Source organism: Burkholderia sp. ABCPW 11, from assembly GCF_001523445.1.
GTDB lineage: Bacteria > Pseudomonadota > Gammaproteobacteria > Burkholderiales > Burkholderiaceae > Burkholderia.
On sequence record NZ_LOVM01000046.1, the window covers coordinates 263,980 to 283,826 of the forward strand.

The 19,847-nt window shown below is 67.0% G+C and carries 14 protein-coding genes; 10 read left to right on the plus strand and 4 right to left on the minus strand.

What is annotated here, in order from left to right:
- The first annotated feature begins 105 nt into the window (after positions 1 to 105).
- The 3 genes from WS61_RS19450 (at position 106) to WS61_RS19460 (ending at position 2,839) form a co-directional block, all read left to right on the plus strand.
- A complete protein-coding gene (locus tag WS61_RS19450; RefSeq protein ID WP_059502504.1) occupies positions 106 to 966 on the plus strand; it encodes an oxaloacetate decarboxylase in 861 nt (286 codons plus the stop codon).
- Between the two features lie 344 nt (positions 967 to 1,310).
- On the plus strand, positions 1,311 to 1,577 hold the full coding sequence (locus WS61_RS19455; RefSeq protein ID WP_034204377.1) for a YodC family protein: 267 nt from the start codon (positions 1,311 to 1,313) through the stop codon (positions 1,575 to 1,577).
- 101 nt (positions 1,578 to 1,678) lie between these two features.
- A complete protein-coding gene (locus tag WS61_RS19460; RefSeq protein ID WP_059502506.1) occupies positions 1,679 to 2,839 on the plus strand; it encodes a cytochrome P450 in 1,161 nt (386 codons plus the stop codon).
- A gap of 15 nt (positions 2,840 to 2,854) precedes the next feature.
- Here the strand turns inward: WS61_RS19460 and WS61_RS19465 are convergent, their stop codons facing one another.
- Both WS61_RS19465 and WS61_RS19470 read right to left on the minus strand, forming a co-directional pair.
- A complete protein-coding gene (locus WS61_RS19465) occupies positions 2,855 to 3,181 on the minus strand; it encodes a superinfection immunity protein (RefSeq protein ID WP_059502508.1) in 327 nt (108 codons plus the stop codon).
- 90 nt (positions 3,182 to 3,271) lie between these two features.
- Entirely contained in the window at positions 3,272 to 3,691 is a 420-nt protein-coding gene (locus WS61_RS19470) for a rhodanese-like domain-containing protein (protein WP_059502509.1), read from the minus strand.
- Between the two features lie 114 nt (positions 3,692 to 3,805).
- On the opposite strand from WS61_RS19470, the gene ftrA reads away from it, so the two are divergent.
- The 6 genes from ftrA to WS61_RS19495 all read left to right on the plus strand — a co-directional run bounded on the left by ftrA (position 3,806) and on the right by WS61_RS19495 (position 9,042).
- Positions 3,806 to 4,768, plus strand: coding sequence for a transcriptional regulator FtrA (ftrA, locus tag WS61_RS19475; RefSeq protein WP_059502511.1), 963 nt, complete (start codon positions 3,806 to 3,808; stop codon positions 4,766 to 4,768).
- 23 nt (positions 4,769 to 4,791) lie between these two features.
- Positions 4,792 to 4,932, plus strand: coding sequence for a hypothetical protein (locus WS61_RS33820; protein ID WP_257127295.1), 141 nt, complete (start codon positions 4,792 to 4,794; stop codon positions 4,930 to 4,932).
- A gap of 81 nt (positions 4,933 to 5,013) precedes the next feature.
- Positions 5,014 to 6,468 (plus strand): M20 family metallopeptidase, encoded by a 1,455-nt coding sequence (locus WS61_RS19480; RefSeq protein ID WP_059502513.1) that lies wholly within the window; start codon positions 5,014 to 5,016, stop codon positions 6,466 to 6,468.
- 60 nt (positions 6,469 to 6,528) lie between these two features.
- Complete coding sequence (locus WS61_RS19485; protein ID WP_059502515.1) at positions 6,529 to 7,638, plus strand: malate/lactate/ureidoglycolate dehydrogenase; 1,110 nt, start codon at positions 6,529 to 6,531, stop codon at positions 7,636 to 7,638.
- Positions 7,635 to 8,198 carry a TfoX/Sxy family protein gene (locus WS61_RS19490; RefSeq protein ID WP_059502786.1) on the plus strand — a complete coding sequence of 188 codons (564 nt, stop codon included), beginning with the start codon at positions 7,635 to 7,637 and terminating at the stop codon, positions 8,196 to 8,198. Before WS61_RS19485 ends, WS61_RS19490 begins: the two co-directional genes overlap by 4 nt.
- Positions 8,199 to 8,463: 265 nt before the next feature.
- Positions 8,464 to 9,042 carry an NnrU family protein gene (locus WS61_RS19495; RefSeq protein WP_059502517.1) on the plus strand — a complete coding sequence of 193 codons (579 nt, stop codon included), beginning with the start codon at positions 8,464 to 8,466 and terminating at the stop codon, positions 9,040 to 9,042.
- A 33-nt stretch (positions 9,043 to 9,075) separates the two neighbouring features.
- Here WS61_RS19495 and WS61_RS19500 read toward each other — a convergent pair whose 3' ends face one another.
- Positions 9,076 to 10,455: an amino acid permease gene (locus WS61_RS19500; protein WP_059502519.1), complete on the minus strand. Its 1,380-nt coding sequence runs from the start codon at positions 10,453 to 10,455 to the stop codon at positions 9,076 to 9,078.
- A 292-nt stretch (positions 10,456 to 10,747) separates the two neighbouring features.
- Entirely contained in the window at positions 10,748 to 11,485 is a 738-nt protein-coding gene (locus WS61_RS19505) for a sulfite exporter TauE/SafE family protein (protein ID WP_059502521.1), read from the minus strand.
- Positions 11,486 to 12,620: 1,135 nt separating this feature from the next.
- On the opposite strand from WS61_RS19505, the gene WS61_RS19510 reads away from it, so the two are divergent.
- Positions 12,621 to 19,574, plus strand: coding sequence for an Ig-like domain-containing protein (locus WS61_RS19510; protein ID WP_059502523.1), 6,954 nt, complete (start codon positions 12,621 to 12,623; stop codon positions 19,572 to 19,574).
- The last annotated feature ends 273 nt before the right edge of the window (positions 19,575 to 19,847 follow it).

The window sequence follows — 19,847 nt, forward strand, 5'->3', positions numbered from 1 at the left end:
TCGGCGAGTTTGTCCTGTTGCGCCACGACATTTCGGCGAATGCTGAAACGTCGCGTGCACGACCGGCGTAAGCTCACCCGTCAACACTTTCCCCGGAGTTTCGCGATGACCCGTTCCGACCTGCAAGCCCGCCACGCCGAAGCCTTCCGTGCGCTGCACACGCGCCCCGGCGCGTTCATCATCCCGAACCCGTGGGACGCAGGCACCGCGCGCCTGCTCGCGATGGCCGGCTTCGAGGCGCTCGCCACGACGAGCGCCGGTTACGCGTTTTCGAAAGGGCGACCCGACAACGCGATCGACCGCGACGCGATGCTCGCTCACATCGCCGATCTCGTCGCCGCGGGCGGCTTGCCCGTGAGCGCCGATCTCGAGAACGGCTTCGGCGACGCACCCGACACGGTGGCCGAAACGATCCGGCTGGCGGCCGAGGCGGGCGCGGTCGGCGGCTCGATCGAGGACGCGACCGGCCGTGCCGATACGCCGATCTATGCGCGCGACGTGTCGGTCGAGCGGATCGCGGCGGCCGTCGACGCGGCGCGTGCGCTGCCGTTTCCGTTCACGCTGACCGCGCGCTGCGAAAACTACCTGCACGGCCGGCACGACCTCGACGACACGATCGCGCGGCTCGTCGCCTATCGCGACGCCGGCGCCGACGTGCTGTATGCGCCCGGCATCACCGACGCCGACGAGATCGCGGCGGTGACCCAAGCGGTCGGCGCGCCCGTCAATGTCGTCATGGGTCTGCAGGGCGGGTTGCTGAGCGTCGACGAACTGGCGGCGCTCGGCGTGAAGCGCGTCAGCGTCGGCGGCGCGCTGGCGCGGGCCGCGCTCGGCGCATTCCTGCGTGCGGCGACGGAGATGAGGCGCGACGGCACGTTCACCTTTACCCGGGCGGCCGTACCGGGGCGCGATATCAACCGCTGGTTTGCTGCACCGGATAATTCGCCGATTTTGTTCGACGAATGATCCCTAATAAAAACTGGAATCGTTTACGGCGTAACGTTGATTGACGATAATCAACCGATTTCGCGTCCGGATTAATCGTCGATGACGGCGCAAAAATCATCGTATATTCTCCGCATTCCGCCCGATCGGTCGCAGGCGGCGTGTAAGCCACGCCGGGGCTGGCGCCTGGCGGGCCGTCATACGCGACGATCCCGCACATTGTTGCAGGTTCCCGTTCAGAGCGTTTCCGTGCATGGGAGTTGCCGGATGATTTTTTGATTGATAATCTGCGGCACGTTCCAATGACCGGTGAGTGGGCCGCCGGGAATATCAATATATTCAATATATAAAAAGCTGAGAGAGCGATGACGATCCGAGAAAATCACCGCGTCAGGTTTCGCGTGGGCGATGTCGTGACGCTGAAAACGGGCGGGCCGCGCATGACCGTCACGTATGCCGGGCCGGTCGTGTTCGACGACGGCGACTGGTTGATCTGCCAGTGGTTCGACGAAAGCGGCGAGTTCCGGCAGGAAATGTTCCATCACGACACGGTGGTGCCCGAGCCGCGCGCGATTTCGGCCGGGCGGGTACGGCTGCGCATGCAGTCGCACCGCGACCGGTCGGCGGCCTGACGCCGGCCGGCCGCTGCAATGCCGCGGCGCGCGGCGTCCGTGCGACGACATTTCACGTCACCCCGAAACATGCGACGGCGCGCTGCGCCGATACTGGACGCATGAACCCGATCGATCCCATTGCAGCGGTCACGCACCGCGATCCTTATCCCTATTACGCAGCGCTCGTCGACGGCCCGCCGCTCGCGTTCGACGCCGCGCTCGGCCTGTGGGTCGCGAGCCGCGCGGCGGCCGTGACGGCCGTGCTCGGCGATCCGGCCTGCCGTGTGCGCCCGCTGGACGCGCCGGTGCCGCCCGCGTTGCGCGGCACGACGGCCGGCGCGTTGTTCGGCGAGCTGGTGCGCATGAACGATGGCGCGTCGCGACACGATGTGCCGAAGCAGGCGTTGCGCGCGGCGTTCGCGCCGATCGACACGGACGCGCTGCGCGATCGCGCCGACGCGCTTGCCGCGCGGCGATTGCCGGCGCCCGGCGATGCCGACGCGCTGAACGCATGGTGCATGACGGTGCCGGTGTGCGCGGTCGCCGATCTGCTCGGTTTCGACGAAACGCAGCTCGACGACATCGCGGCGCGGGTCGTCGAATTCGTCGCCGCGCTGTCGCCGCTGTCGGATGCCGCGGCGCTGGCGCGCGCGAGCGACGCTGCGCGGCAACTGCTCGACCGGATGACCGAACGCGTCGCGCAGTCGCATGCAGGGGACGGCACGCTGGTCGCCGCGGTGCAGCAGGCGGCCCGGGCGTCGGGCTGGCAGGCGAGCGGCGCGCGGATCGCGAATCTCGTCGGATTGCTGTCGCAGACGTGCGAGGCGAGCGCCGCATGGCTCGGCAATGCGCTCGTGGCATGGAACGGCGAAGCAGGCGCGATGCCGGACGCGGCCGCGCTCGACGCCTTCGTCGCCGAGGTCGGGCGTTTCGATTCACCGGTGCAGAACACGCGCCGCTTCGTCGCGGCACGCACGACGATCGAAGGCGTGAGCGTCGAGGCCGGCGATGCGATCCTCGTCGTGCTGGCTGCGGCGAACCGCGATCCGGCCGTGCATCGCGATCCGCACCGGCTGATGCCTGGCCGCACGACGGGGCCGAATTTCGGCTTCGGCACGGGGCCGCACGGGTGTCCGGGCGAGCGGATCGCACGGGCGGTGACGGCGGGGGCGTTCGCGGCGCGGTTGCGCGCGGGCGGCTGGCCGCCGCGCGATGCACTGAAGTGGGATTACCGCGCGTCGACCAACGTCAGGATGCCGAAGTTCGACGCGATACGGTGAAGGGGGAAGCGGGGCTCAACGACAGCCTTGCTTTTCCGCCCATTGCTCCTGGGCGGCGACGCGGCGTTGCACGCGTTCGACGAGGCCGGCCGAGAAGGTCCGCATGCTGACGCCGCGGCGCTTCGCGAGGATCGTCTGCGCGACGTCGGTGCGCGGGTTCGGCTGGCACGCCCAGTACAGCGTCATCAGCCAGCCGATGCCCGTCCATCCGAACAGTGCGTTGAACATCGCTATCGTCAGCTTGTCGTGCCGGGCACGCCGGTCGGCAATGACGGCCGGCAGGAAATAGAGCGCGATCGCTGCGACTGAACCGGCCACTTGAATCAGGACTGCATCATGCATGGTGCTGCTCCGTCCGAACTGCAATGAGGCTGATTGTCGCGCTTTTTCCGTTTATGTGCCGGCAATTGATTGTTGCGCTTTCGGTGACGATCAGGCGGCTTCGGCGTCCGCCGGCTGCACTTCGTTGCTCAGCGCGAAACCTTCGTCGAGCCAGCCCGTCACGCCGCCGATCATCAGCTTGACGGGGCGGCCCAGGCGCGCGAGCCGGATCGCCGCACGCGCGGCGCCGTTGCAGTGCGGCCCCGCGCAATAGACGACGAAGAGCGTGCCGGCCGGGTAACCGGCGAGCTTGCTTTCGACGATCTTGCGGCGCGGCAGGTTGCGCGCCCCGGGCACGTGGCCGGCGGCGAACTGCTCGGGGCCGCGCACGTCGAGCAGCACGAAATCGGGCGCGCCGGACGCCAGTGCGTCGTGCACGTCCCAGCAATCGGTCTCGAAGCGCAGCGATGCCTCGAAATGCGCGAGGGCGGCGAGGCTGTCGGCGGCGGGGACGTCGGTGACGTAGGACATGGTCAGGCTCTCCTGGTTGAACGGGCGCGGAACGCGCCGCAATGAAGGGCAGTATCGCGGTTCGGCGCATGTCGCGGCAGTGGCGCGATCGACAAGTTCCGGTAACATTGCGCCATGCACAATCATCTCGTCGTCGCACTCGCCTACGATCGCCTCTGCACGTTCGAATTCGGCTGCGTGGTCGAACTGTTCGCGCTCGAGCGCCCCGAGCTGGGCGTCGACTGGTATCGCTTCGCGGTATGCGCGAGCGAGCCGGGGCCCGTGCGGGCGGCGGGCGGCATTACCGTCGCCGCGCCCTACCGGCTCGCGACGCTCGATCGCGCGGATACCATCGTGATTCCCGGCTGGCGCGATCCGGACGAGCTGCCGCCCGAGCCGTTGCTGAAGAAGCTGCGGGCCGCGCACCGGCGCGGCGCACGGCTCTGCTCGATCTGTTCGGGCGTGTTCGTGCTGGCGGCGGCCGGCGTGCTCGACGGGCTCACCGTGACGACGCATTGGCGGTATGCGGAACGCCTGCAGGCGCGTTATCCGGCGCTGCGCGTGAATCCGGATGCGCTGTACGTCGACGAAGGGCAGATCGTCACGTCGGCCGGCTCGGCGGCGGGGCTCGACATGCTGCTGCATCTCGTGCGCCGCGATCATGGCGGCGCGATCGCGAACCGCGTCGCGCAGCGCCTCGTGCTGCCGCCGCATCGCGACGGCGGGCAGGCGCAGTTCGTGCCGCGCCCGGTCGCACCGGGCGGCACCGACCGGCTCGCGAAGCTGATCGACTGGATGCGCGCGCATGCGGCCGAGCCGCACACGCTTGCGTCGCTCGCCGCACAGGCCGCGATGAGCACGCGCACGTTGCAGCGTCGGTTCGCGGACGCGACGGGGATGTCGCCGCTCGCGTGGCTGATCCGCGAACGCGTGAACGTCGCGAAGGACATGCTCGAAGCGCAGCCTGCGTTGTCGCTGGCGCAGGTCGCGGCGCGGGCGGGGTTCGGATCCGAGGAATCGTTGCGCCGGCATTTCCGGCGTGTCGCGGCGACGAGCCCTGCCGCGTACCGGCGCGGGATGGATCGCGGCGGCACGTAGCAGGCGCCGGGCGGAGCGCTCGCGTGCGCGGCGCGTTCGAGCGGCAGGCCTGCGACGGTTTCTCGCCGCTGTGGTCGGGCGAGGCCGCAGCGCTTGCGCGCGAAGAGGACACAGGTGAACCGACGCGGCGCCTGCGGCGCGACGCGTTTCCGACGGCGGTCTGAACGGCGGACAAGGGGGGCGCCGGCAGGGGAGCATCGGCGTATGATCTGGATTTTCGTCAGCCCGATCCAGGCATCCCCACCATGACATCCGTCGACACCACCCCCGTCCTCGACCATGACAAGCTCGTGACCTTCATCGAGCGCAAGTGGAACGATGAAATCCTCCACGCCCTGACCGACTACATCGCGATTCCGGCGAAGAGCCCCGCATTCGACCCCGACTGGGCGAAGCGCGGGTATCTCGAGCGCGTCGTCACCGACGCCGCGCAGTGGGCTGAACGGCAGCCCGTGAAGGGCCTGAAGCTCGAGATCGTGCGCTTGCCCGGCCGCACGCCGGTGATTTTCTTCGAGACGCCCGCGACGCGTTCGGGCAGCACCGACACGATCCTGCTATACGGCCACCTCGACAAGCAACCCGAATTCGACGGCTGGCGCGCGGACCTCGGCCCGTGGACGCCGAAGTTCGAGAACGGCAAGCTGTACGGCCGCGGCGGCGCGGACGACGGCTATGCGATCTACGCGAGCCTCGCGGCGCTCGGCGCGCTCGACGAGCAGGGCATCGAGCGGCCGCGCTGCGTCGGTCTGATCGAGACTTGCGAGGAGTCGGGCAGCTACGACCTGCTGCCGTACGTCGACGCATTGCGCGACCGGCTCGGCCAGGTATCGCTCGTCGTGTGCCTCGATTCGGGCGCAGGCAACTACGACCAGATGTGGCTGACCACGTCGCTGCGCGGCCTCGTGTCCGGCGACCTGCAGGTCGAGGTGCTGGAAGAAGGCGTCCATTCGGGCGTCTACGGCGGCATCGCGCCGTCGAGCTTCCGCGTGATGCGCCAGTTGTTCGAACGCCTCGAAGACGCGAAGAACGGCAACCTGCTGCCGGGCGCGTTTCATTGCGAGATTCCGTCGAGCCGCGTGCGCGAAGCCGAAGCGGCCGCCGCGATTCTCGGCGATACGGTATGGAAAGGGCTGCCGTGGGCGTGCGGCGCGGACGGCAAACCGGTGCTGCCGACCACGACCGATCCGCGCGAGGCGCTGCTGAATTCGACGTGGCGCCCGTCGCTGTCGGTGACCGGGGCGGCCGGCATGCCGGCGCTCGCCGATGCGGGCAACGTGCTGCGCCCGCGCACCGCGTTCAAGCTGTCGCTGCGGCTGCCGCCGCTCGTCGACGCCGCGCAGGCCGTGCAGCAGCTGAAGGCATTGCTCGAACTCGATCCGCCGTACAACGCGAAGGTCACGTTCAAGCCGGACGCGGGCGCCGCGACCGGCTGGAGCGCGCCGGATCTCGCGCCGTGGCTCGCGTCGTCGCTCGACGCCGCGTCGCGCCGCCACTTCGGCGCCGACTGCGCGTACATGGGCCTGGGCGGCACGATCCCGCTGATGAACGTGCTGCAGGAGGGCTTCCCCGCAGCGCAATTCATGGTGTGCGGCGTGCTCGGCCCGAAGTCGAACGCGCACGGCCCGAACGAGTTCCTGCACGTGCCGTACGCGAAGAAGCTCACGGCGGCGGTGGCCGACGTGATCGCGACCGCGCACTGATCGTCGCAATATCCGACGTGCCGATTGCCCGACCCGAACCGACTTGATGGAGTGTTGCCGATGACCGCACTGCCGACGCCCGATACCGAACCGCTGCGCATGCGCGCCGAACCGCTGCATGCGTTCGTCGCGGCACTCTGGGAACGGGCCGGCAGCCACCCGCGCGAGGCGACGCTCGTCGCCGATCACCTGGTCGCCGCGAATCTCGCGGGCCACGATTCGCACGGCGTCGGGATGATCCCGAACTACGTCGCGTCGTGGCGGGAAGGGCAGTTGCAACTGAACGGGCACGCGTCGATCGTCCGCGACGGCGGCGCGGTGCTGACGATCGACGGCGGCCGCGGCTTCGGCCAGGTGATCGCGTTCGAGGCGATGGTCGAAGGCGTCGAGCGTGCGCAGCGCATGGGCATTTGCGCGATCGGGCTGCGCGACGTCCATCACCTCGGCCGCATCGGGCACTGGGCCGAGCAGTGCGCGCGCTCGGGGCTCGTGTCGTTCCATTTCGTCAACGTGCCGGGCGACCTGCTGGTCGCGCCGCTGCACGGCACCGATCCGCGTTTCGGCACGAATCCGTTCTGCGCCGCGTATCCGCGGGCGGGCAAGCCGCCGCTGTTGCTCGATTTCGCGACGAGCGCGATCGCGTACGGCAAGACGCGCGTCGCCTACAACCAGGGTAAGCGCGTGCCGGCCGGTGCGTTGATCGACCATCGCGGCCAGCCGACCGACGATCCGGCCGTGATGCACGAGCAGCCGTTCGGCGCGCTGCTCCCGTTCGGGCTGCATAAGGGGTATGCGCTTGCGGCGATGTGCGAGATCTTCGGCGGCGCGCTCGTGGGCGGGCATACGACGTACGGCGATACGCTGCAGAAGACGAGCGCGATCGTCAACGGGATGCTGTCGGTGCTGATCGATCCGAAAGCGTTCGACGCGGCCGACGCCGAACGCGAAGCCGATGCCTTCGTTGCGTGGGCGAAGGCGTCGCCGCGGGCCGGCGATGCACCGGTGCAGGTGCCCGGCGAGCCGGAAGAGGCGAGCCGCGCCGTGCGCGGCACGGCCGGCATTCCGGTCGACCGCGCGACGTGGCGGCAGATTCGCGAGAGCGCGGCGGCCGTCGGTTTCGACGCGGCCGAGCTCGATGCGTGGACGCAGCGCTGCGAGGCATCCGCATGAGCTGGCAGGCGGAGAAGGCGCACGGCGAGGAAATCGCGTATCGGCTTGCGCCGCTCGGTACGGTCGCCGTCGCGCGGTTCTTCAGCGGTGCGGCCTTGCGGCTCGACGGCGTGATGTTCGGCTTCATGTCGCGCGGGTCGCTGTTCCTGCGCGTCGACGATGTGAACCGCCCGGCGTTCGTCGCGGCGGGGATGGGGCCGTTCTCGTATGCGCGGCCCACGCGCACCGTCGCGCTCGAGGGCTATTACGAAACGCCGGCCGACGTGCTCGAGGATGCGGGCGCGCTGTTCGACTGGTGCCGCAGCGCATATCGCGCGGCGCTGCTGGCCGGGCCGCCGAAGCGCAAGGCGAGGGTGGCGTCGAAGACGGTATCGGGAGCAGGGCCGAAAGCCGCGCCGAAAGCTGCAGCGAAGCCCGCATCGAAACCGGCGCCGAAAAAGGTGTCCGGTCCAGCGGCGAAATCCGCATCGAAACCGGTGTCGGCGCGGAAAGCGGAACCGGCCTCGAAATCGTCACGGGCGCAGGCGGCGAAGCCCGCGACGAAGCGCAAGCAGACGTAGTACCGACCGCGCGGCGCGACCGCCTCGCGATTTTTCGTTTTCCTTTCTTTCGGGCAAACCCGCACGACCCGGCGCACGCATGCATCGAGCTTGACGCACCGCACATCGTGCATGCTTCACAACGGCGGCCTCGGCGTTTATGATCGGCGCGGGTTGCGCCCGTGCCTCGCGCGACCTGCACCGGCCTCGCCGCCGGCCCCGCGAACGGCGCACCGGACGCCGCGCGGAACGCTTCCCCACTCATCATTCCAGACGGAGATAGCCGATGCTCGTCCTGATTCTCGGTTTAGCGATCTTCCTCGGTGTGCATTCGATCCGGATCGTCGCCGACGGCTGGCGGTCCGCGACGATCGGGCGGATCGGCGAGAGGGGCTGGAAGGGCGGTTACGCGATCGCATCGATCGTCGGCTTCGCGTTGATCATCTGGGGGTACGGGATCGCCCGCACGAGCGCGACGTTGCTGTGGATGTCGCCGGTCGGCGTGCGCCACCTGACGGGCATGCTGACCGCGGTCGCGTTCGTGCTGATCGCCGCGTCGTATGTGCCGCGCAACCGGATCAAGACGCTCGTCGGGCATCCGATGCTGGCCGGCGTGATGGTCTGGGCGGTGGCGCACCTGCTCGTGAACGGCACCGTGCACGCGGTCGTGCTGTTCGGTGCGTTCTTCGTGTGGTCGATCGTCGATTTTGTCGTGTCGCGTGCGCGGGATCGCCGCGACGGTGTCCGCTATCCGGCCGGCGGGCTGGCCGGCGACGTCGCGGCCGTTGCCGCCGGGCTCGTCGCCTGGGCCGTGTTCGCGCTGTTCCTGCACGGCCCGCTGATCGGCGTGCGGCCGTTCGGCTGAACGGAACGCGCGCGCCGGTCGGCTTCCCGCTCGTCAGCGGCTCTTCGCGTCGGCTGCCTGCCCGAATGACGGCTGCTTGCGCCGCAAGAAGTACGCCGCGACGATCGCGAGCGCCGTCAGCACCGTGAACCAGAACTGGAAGCGCGAATCCGGATTGAACGCCTGCGACCCCAGCACGGCGACCAGCGCCAGCAACGCGACCCAGTTCGACACCGGATAGAACCACGCGCGGAACGCCGTCGGGTCGCGTTGCTCGTGGCGCGTCTGCCGGCGCATCGCGAAGTGCGCGACGACGATGAAGATCCATACGATCATCACGAACGCGCCGCTGCTCTTCGCGAGCATCAGGAACAGATCGCCGCCGCTCACGAAGTGAATGCCGAGGATCGACACGCAGATGGCGAGGCACAGCACGAGCGCGTTCATCGGCACGCCCTTCGCGTTGGTGCGGCCGAACATCGCGGGCGCGTGGCCGCGCTGGCTCAGCGAGAACAGCATGCGCGAGTTCGAGAACAGGAACGAGTTCATCACGGACATGAACGACACGAACAGCACGATCTTCATCGCGACGGCCGCCCCCGTGAAGCCCGCCATGCCGAACAGCGACACGTACGGCGATTTCAGGTTGACCTTGTCGGTCCACGGCATGCACAGGATCAGGATCGACACCGAGCCGACGTAGAACACCATCACGCGCACGATCACGCTCTTGATCGCGCGGATCACGTTCCTGCGCGGGTTTTCCGATTCGCCCGCGGCCACGGCCGCGATCTCGCTGCCGCCGAGCGAGAAGATCACCACCATCACGCCGGCGAGCACGGGCGAGATGCCGTTCGGCATGAAGCCGCCGTGATCGGTCAGGTTCACGAGCCCCGGTGCGGGAATACGCGGCTGGAAGCCGAGCAGGATCGATGCGCCGAGCGCCATGAACACGATGATCGTCGCGACCTTCGCGAACGACAGCCAGTATTCGGCTTCGCCGAACGAGCGCACCGAGTAGGCGTTGCTCGCGATCAGCGTGACGAGCATGAACAGCGCGCCGCCCCACACAGGCAGCCACGGCAGGAAATCGTGGAGGATCGCGCCGAGCAGGATCGCTTCGACGGTGATCGTCATCATCGATTTGAACCAGTACAGCCAGCCGACCGCGAAGCCGGCCCATTCGCCGAGATAGCTGCTCGCGTACGTGGAGAACGAGCCGCAGTCGGGATGGCGGGACGCCATTTCGCCGAGCATGAACATGACCAGCGTGACGATCACGCCGCCGATCAGGTACGACAGGATCGCCGCGGGGCCGGCCGTTGCGATGATCGCGCCGGAGCCGACGAACAGGCCCGCGCCGATCACGCCGCCCAGCGCGATCATCGTGATGTGCCGTTGCTTGAGGCTTTGCCTCAACGAGTTGTCCTGCATCTCCTACCTCTAATTATTGTTGGCCGGGAACGTATCGGACGGCGCGTCGGCAAGCGTTCTGCCGCCGCACGGGCGCCGATGTCGAGGGAGCGTGGGGTGACGCGATGTGCCGGACCGCCGGCGGCGAATCGAAATGGCGGCCGCAGTGTGCCGGTCGGCGCCCGCGAGAGGGCGCCGATCGCGGCAACCCGGATTGTGGTCGGGCACCGCCGCGACGGCAAACGAGATATGCGAAAGACGTCTTGCGGTTTGCTCATCAATTGCCGCGATCGCGGCAGGGACGAGCGTGAGCTCAGATCGGCTTGACGAACAACCCGACGGTCAGCAGCGCGCCGATGCAGACGATCGCGATCCGCAGCACGCGTTCGTTTACGCGATGCAGCGCCCACGCGCCGAGCAGGCCGCCGACGATCGCGCCGCCGCCGAGCGCGATCGCCGCGCGCCAGTGCAGGTGCGGCGACGTGACGAACAGGACGACCGCCGACGCGTTCATCACGCCCGCCAGCGCGTTCTTGGTCGACGTCGCACGACGTGGCGGCAGGCCGGCCATCGTCAGCGCGGCCATCATCAGGAACCCGATGCCGCCGCCGAAGTAGCCGCCGTAGACCGCGATCAGGAACTGCGAGACCCCGGTCGCGACGGGGCCGAGATGTTGCGCGCCAGCGTCCGGTTTGCGGAAGAAACTGCCCCATGCGAACACGACCGTCGCGAACAGCACGAGCCACGGCACCAGCTGCGAGAAGATCGACGACGGCGTTTTCAGCAGCAGCAGGCCGCCGAGCGCGCCGCCGGCCACGCTGATCGCGAACAGTGCGCGAAACGGCAGCTTGCCCACGCCGCTCACCATGTTCCGGCTTGCCCAGCCCGTCGTGACCTGGCCGGGAAACAGCGCGACCGTCGACGTGATGTTGGCCGCGAGCGGCGACATTCCCGACACGATCAACGCGGGCAGCGTGACGAACGAACCGCCGCCCGCGAGGGCGTTCTGGAGGCCGGCCCACAGGCCGGCGACGATGATGAGAGCGAGCACGATCGATTGATCCGGGATATCCGACCTTGAACCGCCGACGGCCAAGCCCGCCGCGTGAGGATGCACGATGGTAATTCAGGACCGCCGTCCACGCACGCGTGTCCGCGCCATGCCGGCGATGGCCGGTGGCGGACCGCATGCGCGTCGATTATTTGTATCGAGGATTCAATTCCGCCAAAACCCCATTATTTGTTTCCTTTTCGGATTCGCCGGATCGGTTCGGGGAGGCCGGTTTTCGATGTGAATGAATATCGTTACGACGAAGGCTGAATTGGATGCCAGGTGCTCGGCAGAAATAGGTGTCGGGTTCGGAGGCGCCGTGGATGTATACGGGTTTTCCTGAAAATCCTTTTTGCCGACGAGGTTTATAGCTGGATGCGATGCGTCGGGATGCGCGATCTCAATACAGTTGCATACCGAAATCTGCTCTCGCGTTCATTCCGCTGAAGTGGGCGCGGACCCAAGCGGGCCGGGCTTTTCGAGATAACCCTGTCGCGATGAATCATTGTCTTGGCAACGAATTCGTCGAATCAATCCTGAAAATTGTTCATCTTTTTATGGTGAGAGAAAAATATATGCACGAAAGACTGAAAATATTTGTAAAAGCTTCAGCGGAGTGCAATCATGTACGTGAAAGACCGGTGTAATCTAAATGCAGGCACGAGCGGTAACATAAAAGAGAGTGATGGTGCACCGCGACAATTCGCTCTGATCAAGCGAATCGTTGGTTATTCGCGATAAAAGGAAATAACTAATATGGCGAGGGCGGTAGAGATGCAGATCCAATATCAAACAAAAAATCGCCGTACGGAAAAAATCCGCGGCACGAGGGCCATCAAACACCTCCGTCCGGCGGGGTGGCGCACTGTGTCGGGCCGTTGCCTGGCCCGCAGGGCGAACGGCTGTTCCGGCCGTCTGGACTCGCCCCTGATTCCATAGCAGCCCCGGCTCCTTTCTTCCTTTTCCGTTATAGACCGCCTCGGGTGGGCTAGCGGCTCGGCGCGTCCCGCGTGAGCCGGATACCCGATTTGCAGCGGCGCGAAATCGCGTCGTGCCCCGTCGCGCCCGTTTGGTTGAACGTTTGCCCGTCAGCGACGGGCCAGGTTTGTCATCCCTATCTACAAGGAGTCGGGCAATGGTTTCCTCGTCGGTATTGAGCAATCACGTCGATGTTCCGGTCGCCAATGGTTCGCAGGTCGTCGCGTCGCCCGGTGGTCCAGCCAATTTCCTGCTGTCGGCTCACAAGGAGGACGTGGCCAACTACGCGCGTTCCGGGAACGACCTTATCGTCGAATTCAAGGACGGCCGAACGGTGCGCGTGCAGGCGTTCTTCGAAAACGGCGCGGATTATCACAATCTCGTCTTCGTCCAGGACGACGGGCGGTTTCTCGTGCAGTTCGGCCCCGGATTGCAGGCGACCGGCGACGGAATCGTCGATTCGGCGCTCGCCTATGCGCCGATCGGCGACGGGTTGTCGACCGGTGCCCTGCTCGGCATACTCGGCGGCGTCGCCGCGGCCGGCGGCATTGCGGCAGCCGCGGCCAGCGGCGGCGGCGGGGATGGTGGCGGCAGCGGCGGCGGAACGCCGACCGGATCGGCGCGACTGACGATCGATGGGCAGCCGATTGGCGGCAACGGCAATATCGTCACGGGTCGCACGTCGCCGACGATCGCGGGTTCGGGTGCTCAGCCGAACACGACGGTGACGATCCAGGTCGATGGTCAGACGGTCGGTACGGTGACCGCGGACGCGAACGGGCACTGGTCGTACACGCCCGGTACGTTGCCCGACGGCGCCCATCAGATCACGGTGACGCAGACCGACAGTAGCGGCAATACGAGCGAACTGGGCACGGTCGGGATCGTGGTGGATACGGTCGTGCCGGAAGCGCCTGCGATTACGGCCGTCAACGACGATGCGCAACATCCGGTTGCGATCGGCGGTGCGACGAACGATACGACTCCGACGTTGAGCGGTACAGCGGAAGCGGGTAGCAGGGTGAGCGTCTATGACGGCACGACGTTGCTGGGAACGACGACGGCGGATTCGTCCGGGAAGTGGACCTTCACGCCGAGTTCGGGTTTGGGAGAGGGCGCGCACTCGATCACGGTGACTGCAACGGACACGGCAGGCAACGTGAGTGCGCCGAGTGCGGCATTCGGCTTGACGATCGATACGACGGCGCCGGCGGTGCCGACGGTGAACGCGACGGACGGTACGTCGCTGTCGGGTACGGCGGAAGCGGGCGCGACGGTCAACATCGATACGAACGGCGACGGTACGCCGGATGCAACCGTGACGGCCGACCCGAGTGGCGCGTGGATGTACACCCCCTCGACCCCGCTGCCGGTTGGCACGGTGATCGGTGTGACGGTCACCGACGCAGCAGGCAATACGGGGCCGTCTGCATCGGTAACGGTGTCGGGTGACACGACGGCGCCCGCGGTGCCGATCATCGGCACCGTGACGGACGACGTGGGCTCCGTTGTTGGCGCGATCGTTTCAGGCGGCAGTACGGATGATGCGACACCGACACTGAGCGGTACTGCGGAAGCAGGTAGCACGATCAATGTGTACGACGGCACGACGCTGCTGGGCACCACGACGGCAGATTCGTCCGGAAACTGGACATTCACACCGCCGACGGCGCTGGGGGAAGGCGCACATAGCCTGACCGTCACCGCAACCGATGCCGCAGGCAACGTAAGCACGCCAAGCACGGCATTCAACCTGACGATCGATACGACGGCGCCTGCACTGCCGACGGTGAACGCGACGGATGGTACATCGCTGTCGGGTACAGCCGAAGCAGGCGCAACGGTCAACATCGATACCAACGGCGACGGCACGCCGGACGCCACTGTGACGGCCGACCCGAGCGGCGCATGGACGTATACGCCGTCGACCCCGCTGCCAGTTGGCACGGTGATTGGCGTGACGGTCACCGATGCAGCAGGCAATACGGGGCCGTCTGCCTCGGTAACGGTGTCGGGGGATACGACGGCGCCGGCGGCCCCGGTCGTTGTTAGCGTCACGGATGACGTCGGTTCGATCGCCGGCGTGCTGACGATTGGCGCAACGACGGATGACACGACGCCGACGCTTGCCGGTACGGCGGAAGCAGGCAGCACGGTGAGCGTCTATGACGGCGCGACGTTGCTCGGCACGACGACGGCGGACCCGTCCGGAAACTGGACGTTCACGCCGCCGACGGCGCTGGGTGAAGGCGCACATAGCCTGACCGTCACTGCAACCGATGCCGCAGGCAACGTAAGCACGCCAAGCACGGCATTCAACCTGACGATCGATACGACGGCGCCTGCATTGCCGACGGTGAACGCGACGGACGGTACATCGCTGTCGGGTACAGCCGAAGCTGGCGCAACGGTCAACATCGATACCAACGGCGACGGCACGCCGGACGCAACCGTGACGGCGGACCCGAGTGGCGCATGGACGTATACGCCGTCGACCCCGCTGCCGGTTGGCACGGTGATTGGTGTGACGGCCACCGACGCAGCAGGCAATACGGGGCCGTCTGCCTCGGTAACGGTGTCGGGCGATACGACGGCACCGGCCGCACCGATCATCGGCACCGTGACAGACGACGTGGGCTCGGTTGTTGGAGCGATCGTTTCAGGCGGCAGTACGGATGACGCAACACCTACTCTTGCTGGCACGGCAGAGGCAGGTAGCACGGTGAGCGTTTATGACGGCACGACGTTGCTGGGCACGACGACGGCAGACCCGTCCGGAAACTGGACGTTCACGCCGACCACGGCGCTGGGTGAAGGCGCGCACAGCTTGACCGTCACTGCAACGGACACCGCGGGCAACGTCAGCGCACCGAGCGCGTCGTTCGCGATCACGATCGATACGACGGCGCCGGCGGTGCCGACGGTGAACGCGACAGACGGTACGTCGCTGTCGGGCACGGCGGAAGCGGGAGCGACGGTCAATATCGACACGAACGGCGACGGTACGCCGGACGCTACTGTAACGGCCGACCCGAGCGGTGCGTGGACGTATACGCCATCAACCCCGCTGCCGATCGGCACGGTGATCGGCGTGACGGTCACCGATGCGGCAGGCAATACGGGGCCGTCTGCTTCGGTGACGGTGACGGGCGATACGACGGCACCGGCCGCACCGATCATCGGCACCGTGACGGATGACGTGGGCTCCATTGTTGGTGCGATCGTCTCTGGTGGTGCTACTGATGATGCAACGCCGACATTGAGCGGTACTGCGGAAGCGGGTAGCACGATCAATGTGTACGACGGCACGACGCTGCTGGGCACGACGACGGCAGACCCGTCGGGAAACTGGACGTTCACGCCGACCGCTGGTTTGGGAGAGGGCGCACACGCAATCACGGTGACTGCAACGGATACGGCAGGCAACGTGAGTGCGCCGAGTGCGGCATTCAACCTGACAGTCGATACGACGGCGCCTGCACTGCCGACGGTGAACGCAACGGACGGTACATCGCTGTCGGGTACAGCCGAAGCGGGCGCAACGGTCAACATCGATACGAACGGCGACGGCACGCCGGACGCCACTGTGACGGCGGACCCGAGCGGCGCGTGGACGTACACGCCATCGACTCCGCTGCCGATCGGCACGGTGATCGGCGTGACCGCCACGGACGCAGCAGGCAATACGGGTCCGTCTGCCTCGGTAACGGTGACGGGCGACACGACGGCACCTGCCGCACCGGTCGTTGTTAGCGTCACGGATGACGTGGGTTCCGTTGTCGGCGCGATCGTTTCCGGCGGCAGTACGGATGACGCAACGCCTACTCTTGCTGGCACGGCAGAAGCGGGCAGCACGGTGAGCGTCTATGACGGCACGACGCTGCTGGGCACGACGACGGCAGACCCATCCGGAAACTGGACGTTCACGCCGAGCACGGCACTGGGTGAAGGCGCACATAGCCTGACCGTCACCGCAACGGACACCGCAGGCAACGTCAGCGCGCCGAGCACGGCATTCAACCTGACGGTCGACACGACGGCGCCGGCGATTCCGACGGTGAACGCGACGGACGGTACGTCGTTGTCGGGCACGGCGGAAGCGGGTGCAACAGTCAACATCGATACGAATGGCGACGGTACGCCGGATGCCACTGTGACGGCGGACCCGAGCGGCGCATGGACATATACGCCGTCGACCCCGCTGCCGGTTGGCACGGTGATTGGTGTGACGGCCACCGACGCAGCAGGCAATACGGGTCCGTCTGCATCGGTAACGGTGACGGGCGACACGACAGCGCCTGCGGCACCGATCATCGGTACCGTGACGGACGATGTGGGTTCTGTTGTTGGCGCGGTCGTTTCCGGCGGCAGTACGGATGACGCAACGCCTACTTTTGCTGGCACGGCGGAAGCAGGCAGCACGGTGAGCGTCTACGACGGCGCGACGCTGCTGGGTACCACAACAGCGGACCCCTCCGGAAACTGGACCTTCACGCCGAGCACGGGTTTGGGAGAGGGTGCACATGCGATCACGGTGACTGCAACTGATACGGCAGGCAACGTGAGTGCTCCGAGCGCATCGTTCGCGATCACAGTCGATACGACAGCCCCGGCGATTCCGACGGTGAACGCGACGGACGGTACGTCGCTGTCAGGCACGGCGGAAGCGGGTGCAACGGTCAACATCGACACGAATGGCGACGGTACCCCGGACGCCACCGTGACGGCGGACCCGAGCGGCGCGTGGACGTACACGCCATCGACCCCGTTGCCGATCGGCACGGTGATCGGTGTGACGGTCACCGACGCGGCAGGCAACACGGGGCCGTCTGCATCGGTGACGGTGACGGGTGACACGACGGCACCTGCTGCACCGGTCGTTGTAAGCGTCACGGACGACGTGGGTTCCGTTGTTGGTGCGATCGTTTCTGGTGGTGCTACTGATGATGCAACGCCGACATTGAGCGGTACTGCGGAAGCGGGTAGCACGATCAATGTGTACGACGGCACGACGCTGCTGGGCACGACGACGGCAGACCCGTCGGGAAACTGGACGTTCACGCCGACCGCTGGTTTGGGAGAGGGCGCACACGCAATCACGGTGACTGCAACGGATACGGCAGGCAACGTGAGTGCGCCGAGTGCGGCATTCAACCTGACAGTCGATACGACGGCGCCTGCACTGCCGACGGTGAACGCAACGGACGGTACATCGCTGTCGGGTACAGCCGAAGCGGGCGCAACGGTCAACATCGATACGAACGGCGACGGCACGCCGGACGCCACTGTGACGGCGGACCCGAGCGGCGCGTGGACGTACACGCCATCGACTCCGCTGCCGATCGGCACGGTGATCGGCGTGACCGCCACGGACGCGGCAGGTAACACCGGCCCGTCCGCATCGGTAACGGTTGCAGACCTGACGGCACCGGCCGCGCCGATCATCGCCACCGTCACGGACGACGTCGGTTCGATCGTCGGCCTGCTGACGACCGGTGCAACGACCGACGACACGACCCCGACGCTTGCCGGTACGGCCGAAGCAGGCAGCACGGTGAGCGTCTACGACGGCACGACGCTGCTGGGCACCACGACGGCAGACCCATCCGGAAACTGGACGTTCACGCCGACTACGGGTTTGGGAGAGGGCGCACACGCAATCACGGTGACCGCAACGGACACGGCAGGCAACGTCAGTGCACCGAGCGCGTCGTTCGCGATCACGGTCGATACGATCGCCCCGACCGCGACGGCCACGCTCACGACCCTGACCGACAACACCGGCGTGCCCAACGACTGGATCACCGGCGACACGACCCCGACTCTGGGCGGCACGCTGAACGCGGCGCTCGGCGCGGGCGACGTCGTCCAGGTCAGCCTCGACGGCGGTGCACACTGGACCAACGCGACCGTCAACGGCACGAACTGGACGTGGTATGCACCGGGCGTGTTGTCCGCGGCCGACTACACGGCGACGGTGCGCGTCGTCGATGCGGCGGGCAACCTCGGCCCGACGACCTCGCAGCTTTTCACGATCGATCCGAATGTCGCACCGGTCGTATCGGCGCAGTCGTCGGGGAACCTGCTCGGGATCATCGGCGCGAATCTGCTCAACCTGATCGATTTCAGCACGCAGCAGGCGTTCGCCGCATCGGACTACAACAACAACCTCGATCACGTGACGCTGCACTACGGCGGATTGATCGGCCTCGGGGCGCTGCAGTTCAACGCGAACCAAGCGCTGGCGAACGAGTTGGGGCTGCACTTCAACGTCGTCAACAACCCCGGGATCCTCGGCTTGATCGGGCCGTCGTCCGACCTGACGATCACGGCGGCCGACGGCGGCACGATCGACAACCTGAAGCTCAACGAGTTTCTCGGTTCGATCACGCTGAACGGCGGGCTGATCAGCATCAGCGCGCTCGACAGCGTGACGATCTCCGCGACCGACAAGACGGGCCTGTCGGCGTCGGCCACGGCCGGTCAGTTGCTGAATGCGAACCTGCTCGGCTCGACGCAGTCGGCGTCGATCATCGAGGGTACGTCGGGCAGCGACACCGTCACCGGCACGTCGGGCAACGACCGCCTGTACGGCTACGGCGGCGACGACGTGCTGAACGGCGGCGACGGCAACGACCTGCTGCGCGGCGGTGCCGGCAACGACACGCTCAACGGCGGCAACGGCAACGACATCCTGATCGGCGGCGCCGGCAACGACACGTTGACGGGCGGCGCCGGCACCGACGTGTTCCTGTGGGAAGTCGTCGGCGCGGACAACACCGGCGGCAACGGCCAGGACGTCATCACCGACTTCCAACTGGCCAGCGGCCCGAACGATACGAGCGGCGACAAGATCGATCTGTCGAAGCTGCTGGTCGGTTACACGGCCGATGCGGACGGCCCCGCGCACAACGTGGACGGCGTGCCCACGATCGACGCGGGCGACACGATCGGGCAGTTCCTGTCGGTGACGAACGTCGGCGCCGATACGGTGATCAGTATCGACCGCGACGGCGCCGGGACGGCGTTCGGTTCCGAAACCCTCGTCACGCTGAACAACGTGACGACCAACCTGGAGACCCTGCTCGCGAACCAGCAGATCATCGTCTGACCGCAGCGCAACGGGGAGGCCGGCCTGCCTCTCCGACACGGCGAGCCCCGTCGCATCGCGACGCGGGCTTGCCCGACGCATATCCATCCCCGCGGCAAGCGGGGGTTTGCTTTGCCGGACGGCTCGCCGCCGGCGTCCCGATGATGCTCAAGACAACCGCTCGTTCCAGATACACCGTGCGTCGCGCCGTTTGCGCGGCGCGCGCCGTTTTCCATCCAGGCCATGTGTTGTTCGCGATCGCGCTGCTCGACACCGCAGCGGCGGCGTTCGCGT

Excerpts from the sequence above, each read along its gene's own strand:
- WS61_RS19450 (WP_059502504.1), top strand. The coding sequence starts at position 106 with ATGACCCGTTCCGACCTGCAAGCCCGCCACGCCGAAGCCTTCCGTGCG.
- WS61_RS19455 (WP_034204377.1), top strand. The coding sequence starts at position 1,311 with ATGACGATCCGAGAAAATCACCGCGTCAGGTTTCGCGTGGGCGATGTC.
- WS61_RS19460 (WP_059502506.1), top strand. The coding sequence starts at position 1,679 with ATGAACCCGATCGATCCCATTGCAGCGGTCACGCACCGCGATCCTTAT.
- WS61_RS19465 (WP_059502508.1), bottom strand. The coding sequence starts at position 3,181 with ATGCATGATGCAGTCCTGATTCAAGTGGCCGGTTCAGTCGCAGCGATC.
- WS61_RS19470 (WP_059502509.1), bottom strand. The coding sequence starts at position 3,691 with ATGTCCTACGTCACCGACGTCCCCGCCGCCGACAGCCTCGCCGCCCTC.
- ftrA (WP_059502511.1), top strand. The coding sequence starts at position 3,806 with ATGCACAATCATCTCGTCGTCGCACTCGCCTACGATCGCCTCTGCACG.
- WS61_RS19480 (WP_059502513.1), top strand. The coding sequence starts at position 5,014 with ATGACATCCGTCGACACCACCCCCGTCCTCGACCATGACAAGCTCGTG.
- WS61_RS19485 (WP_059502515.1), top strand. The coding sequence starts at position 6,529 with ATGACCGCACTGCCGACGCCCGATACCGAACCGCTGCGCATGCGCGCC.
- WS61_RS19490 (WP_059502786.1), top strand. The coding sequence starts at position 7,635 with ATGAGCTGGCAGGCGGAGAAGGCGCACGGCGAGGAAATCGCGTATCGG.
- WS61_RS19495 (WP_059502517.1), top strand. The coding sequence starts at position 8,464 with ATGCTCGTCCTGATTCTCGGTTTAGCGATCTTCCTCGGTGTGCATTCG.
- WS61_RS19500 (WP_059502519.1), bottom strand. The coding sequence starts at position 10,455 with ATGCAGGACAACTCGTTGAGGCAAAGCCTCAAGCAACGGCACATCACG.
- WS61_RS19510 (WP_059502523.1), top strand. The coding sequence starts at position 12,621 with ATGGTTTCCTCGTCGGTATTGAGCAATCACGTCGATGTTCCGGTCGCC.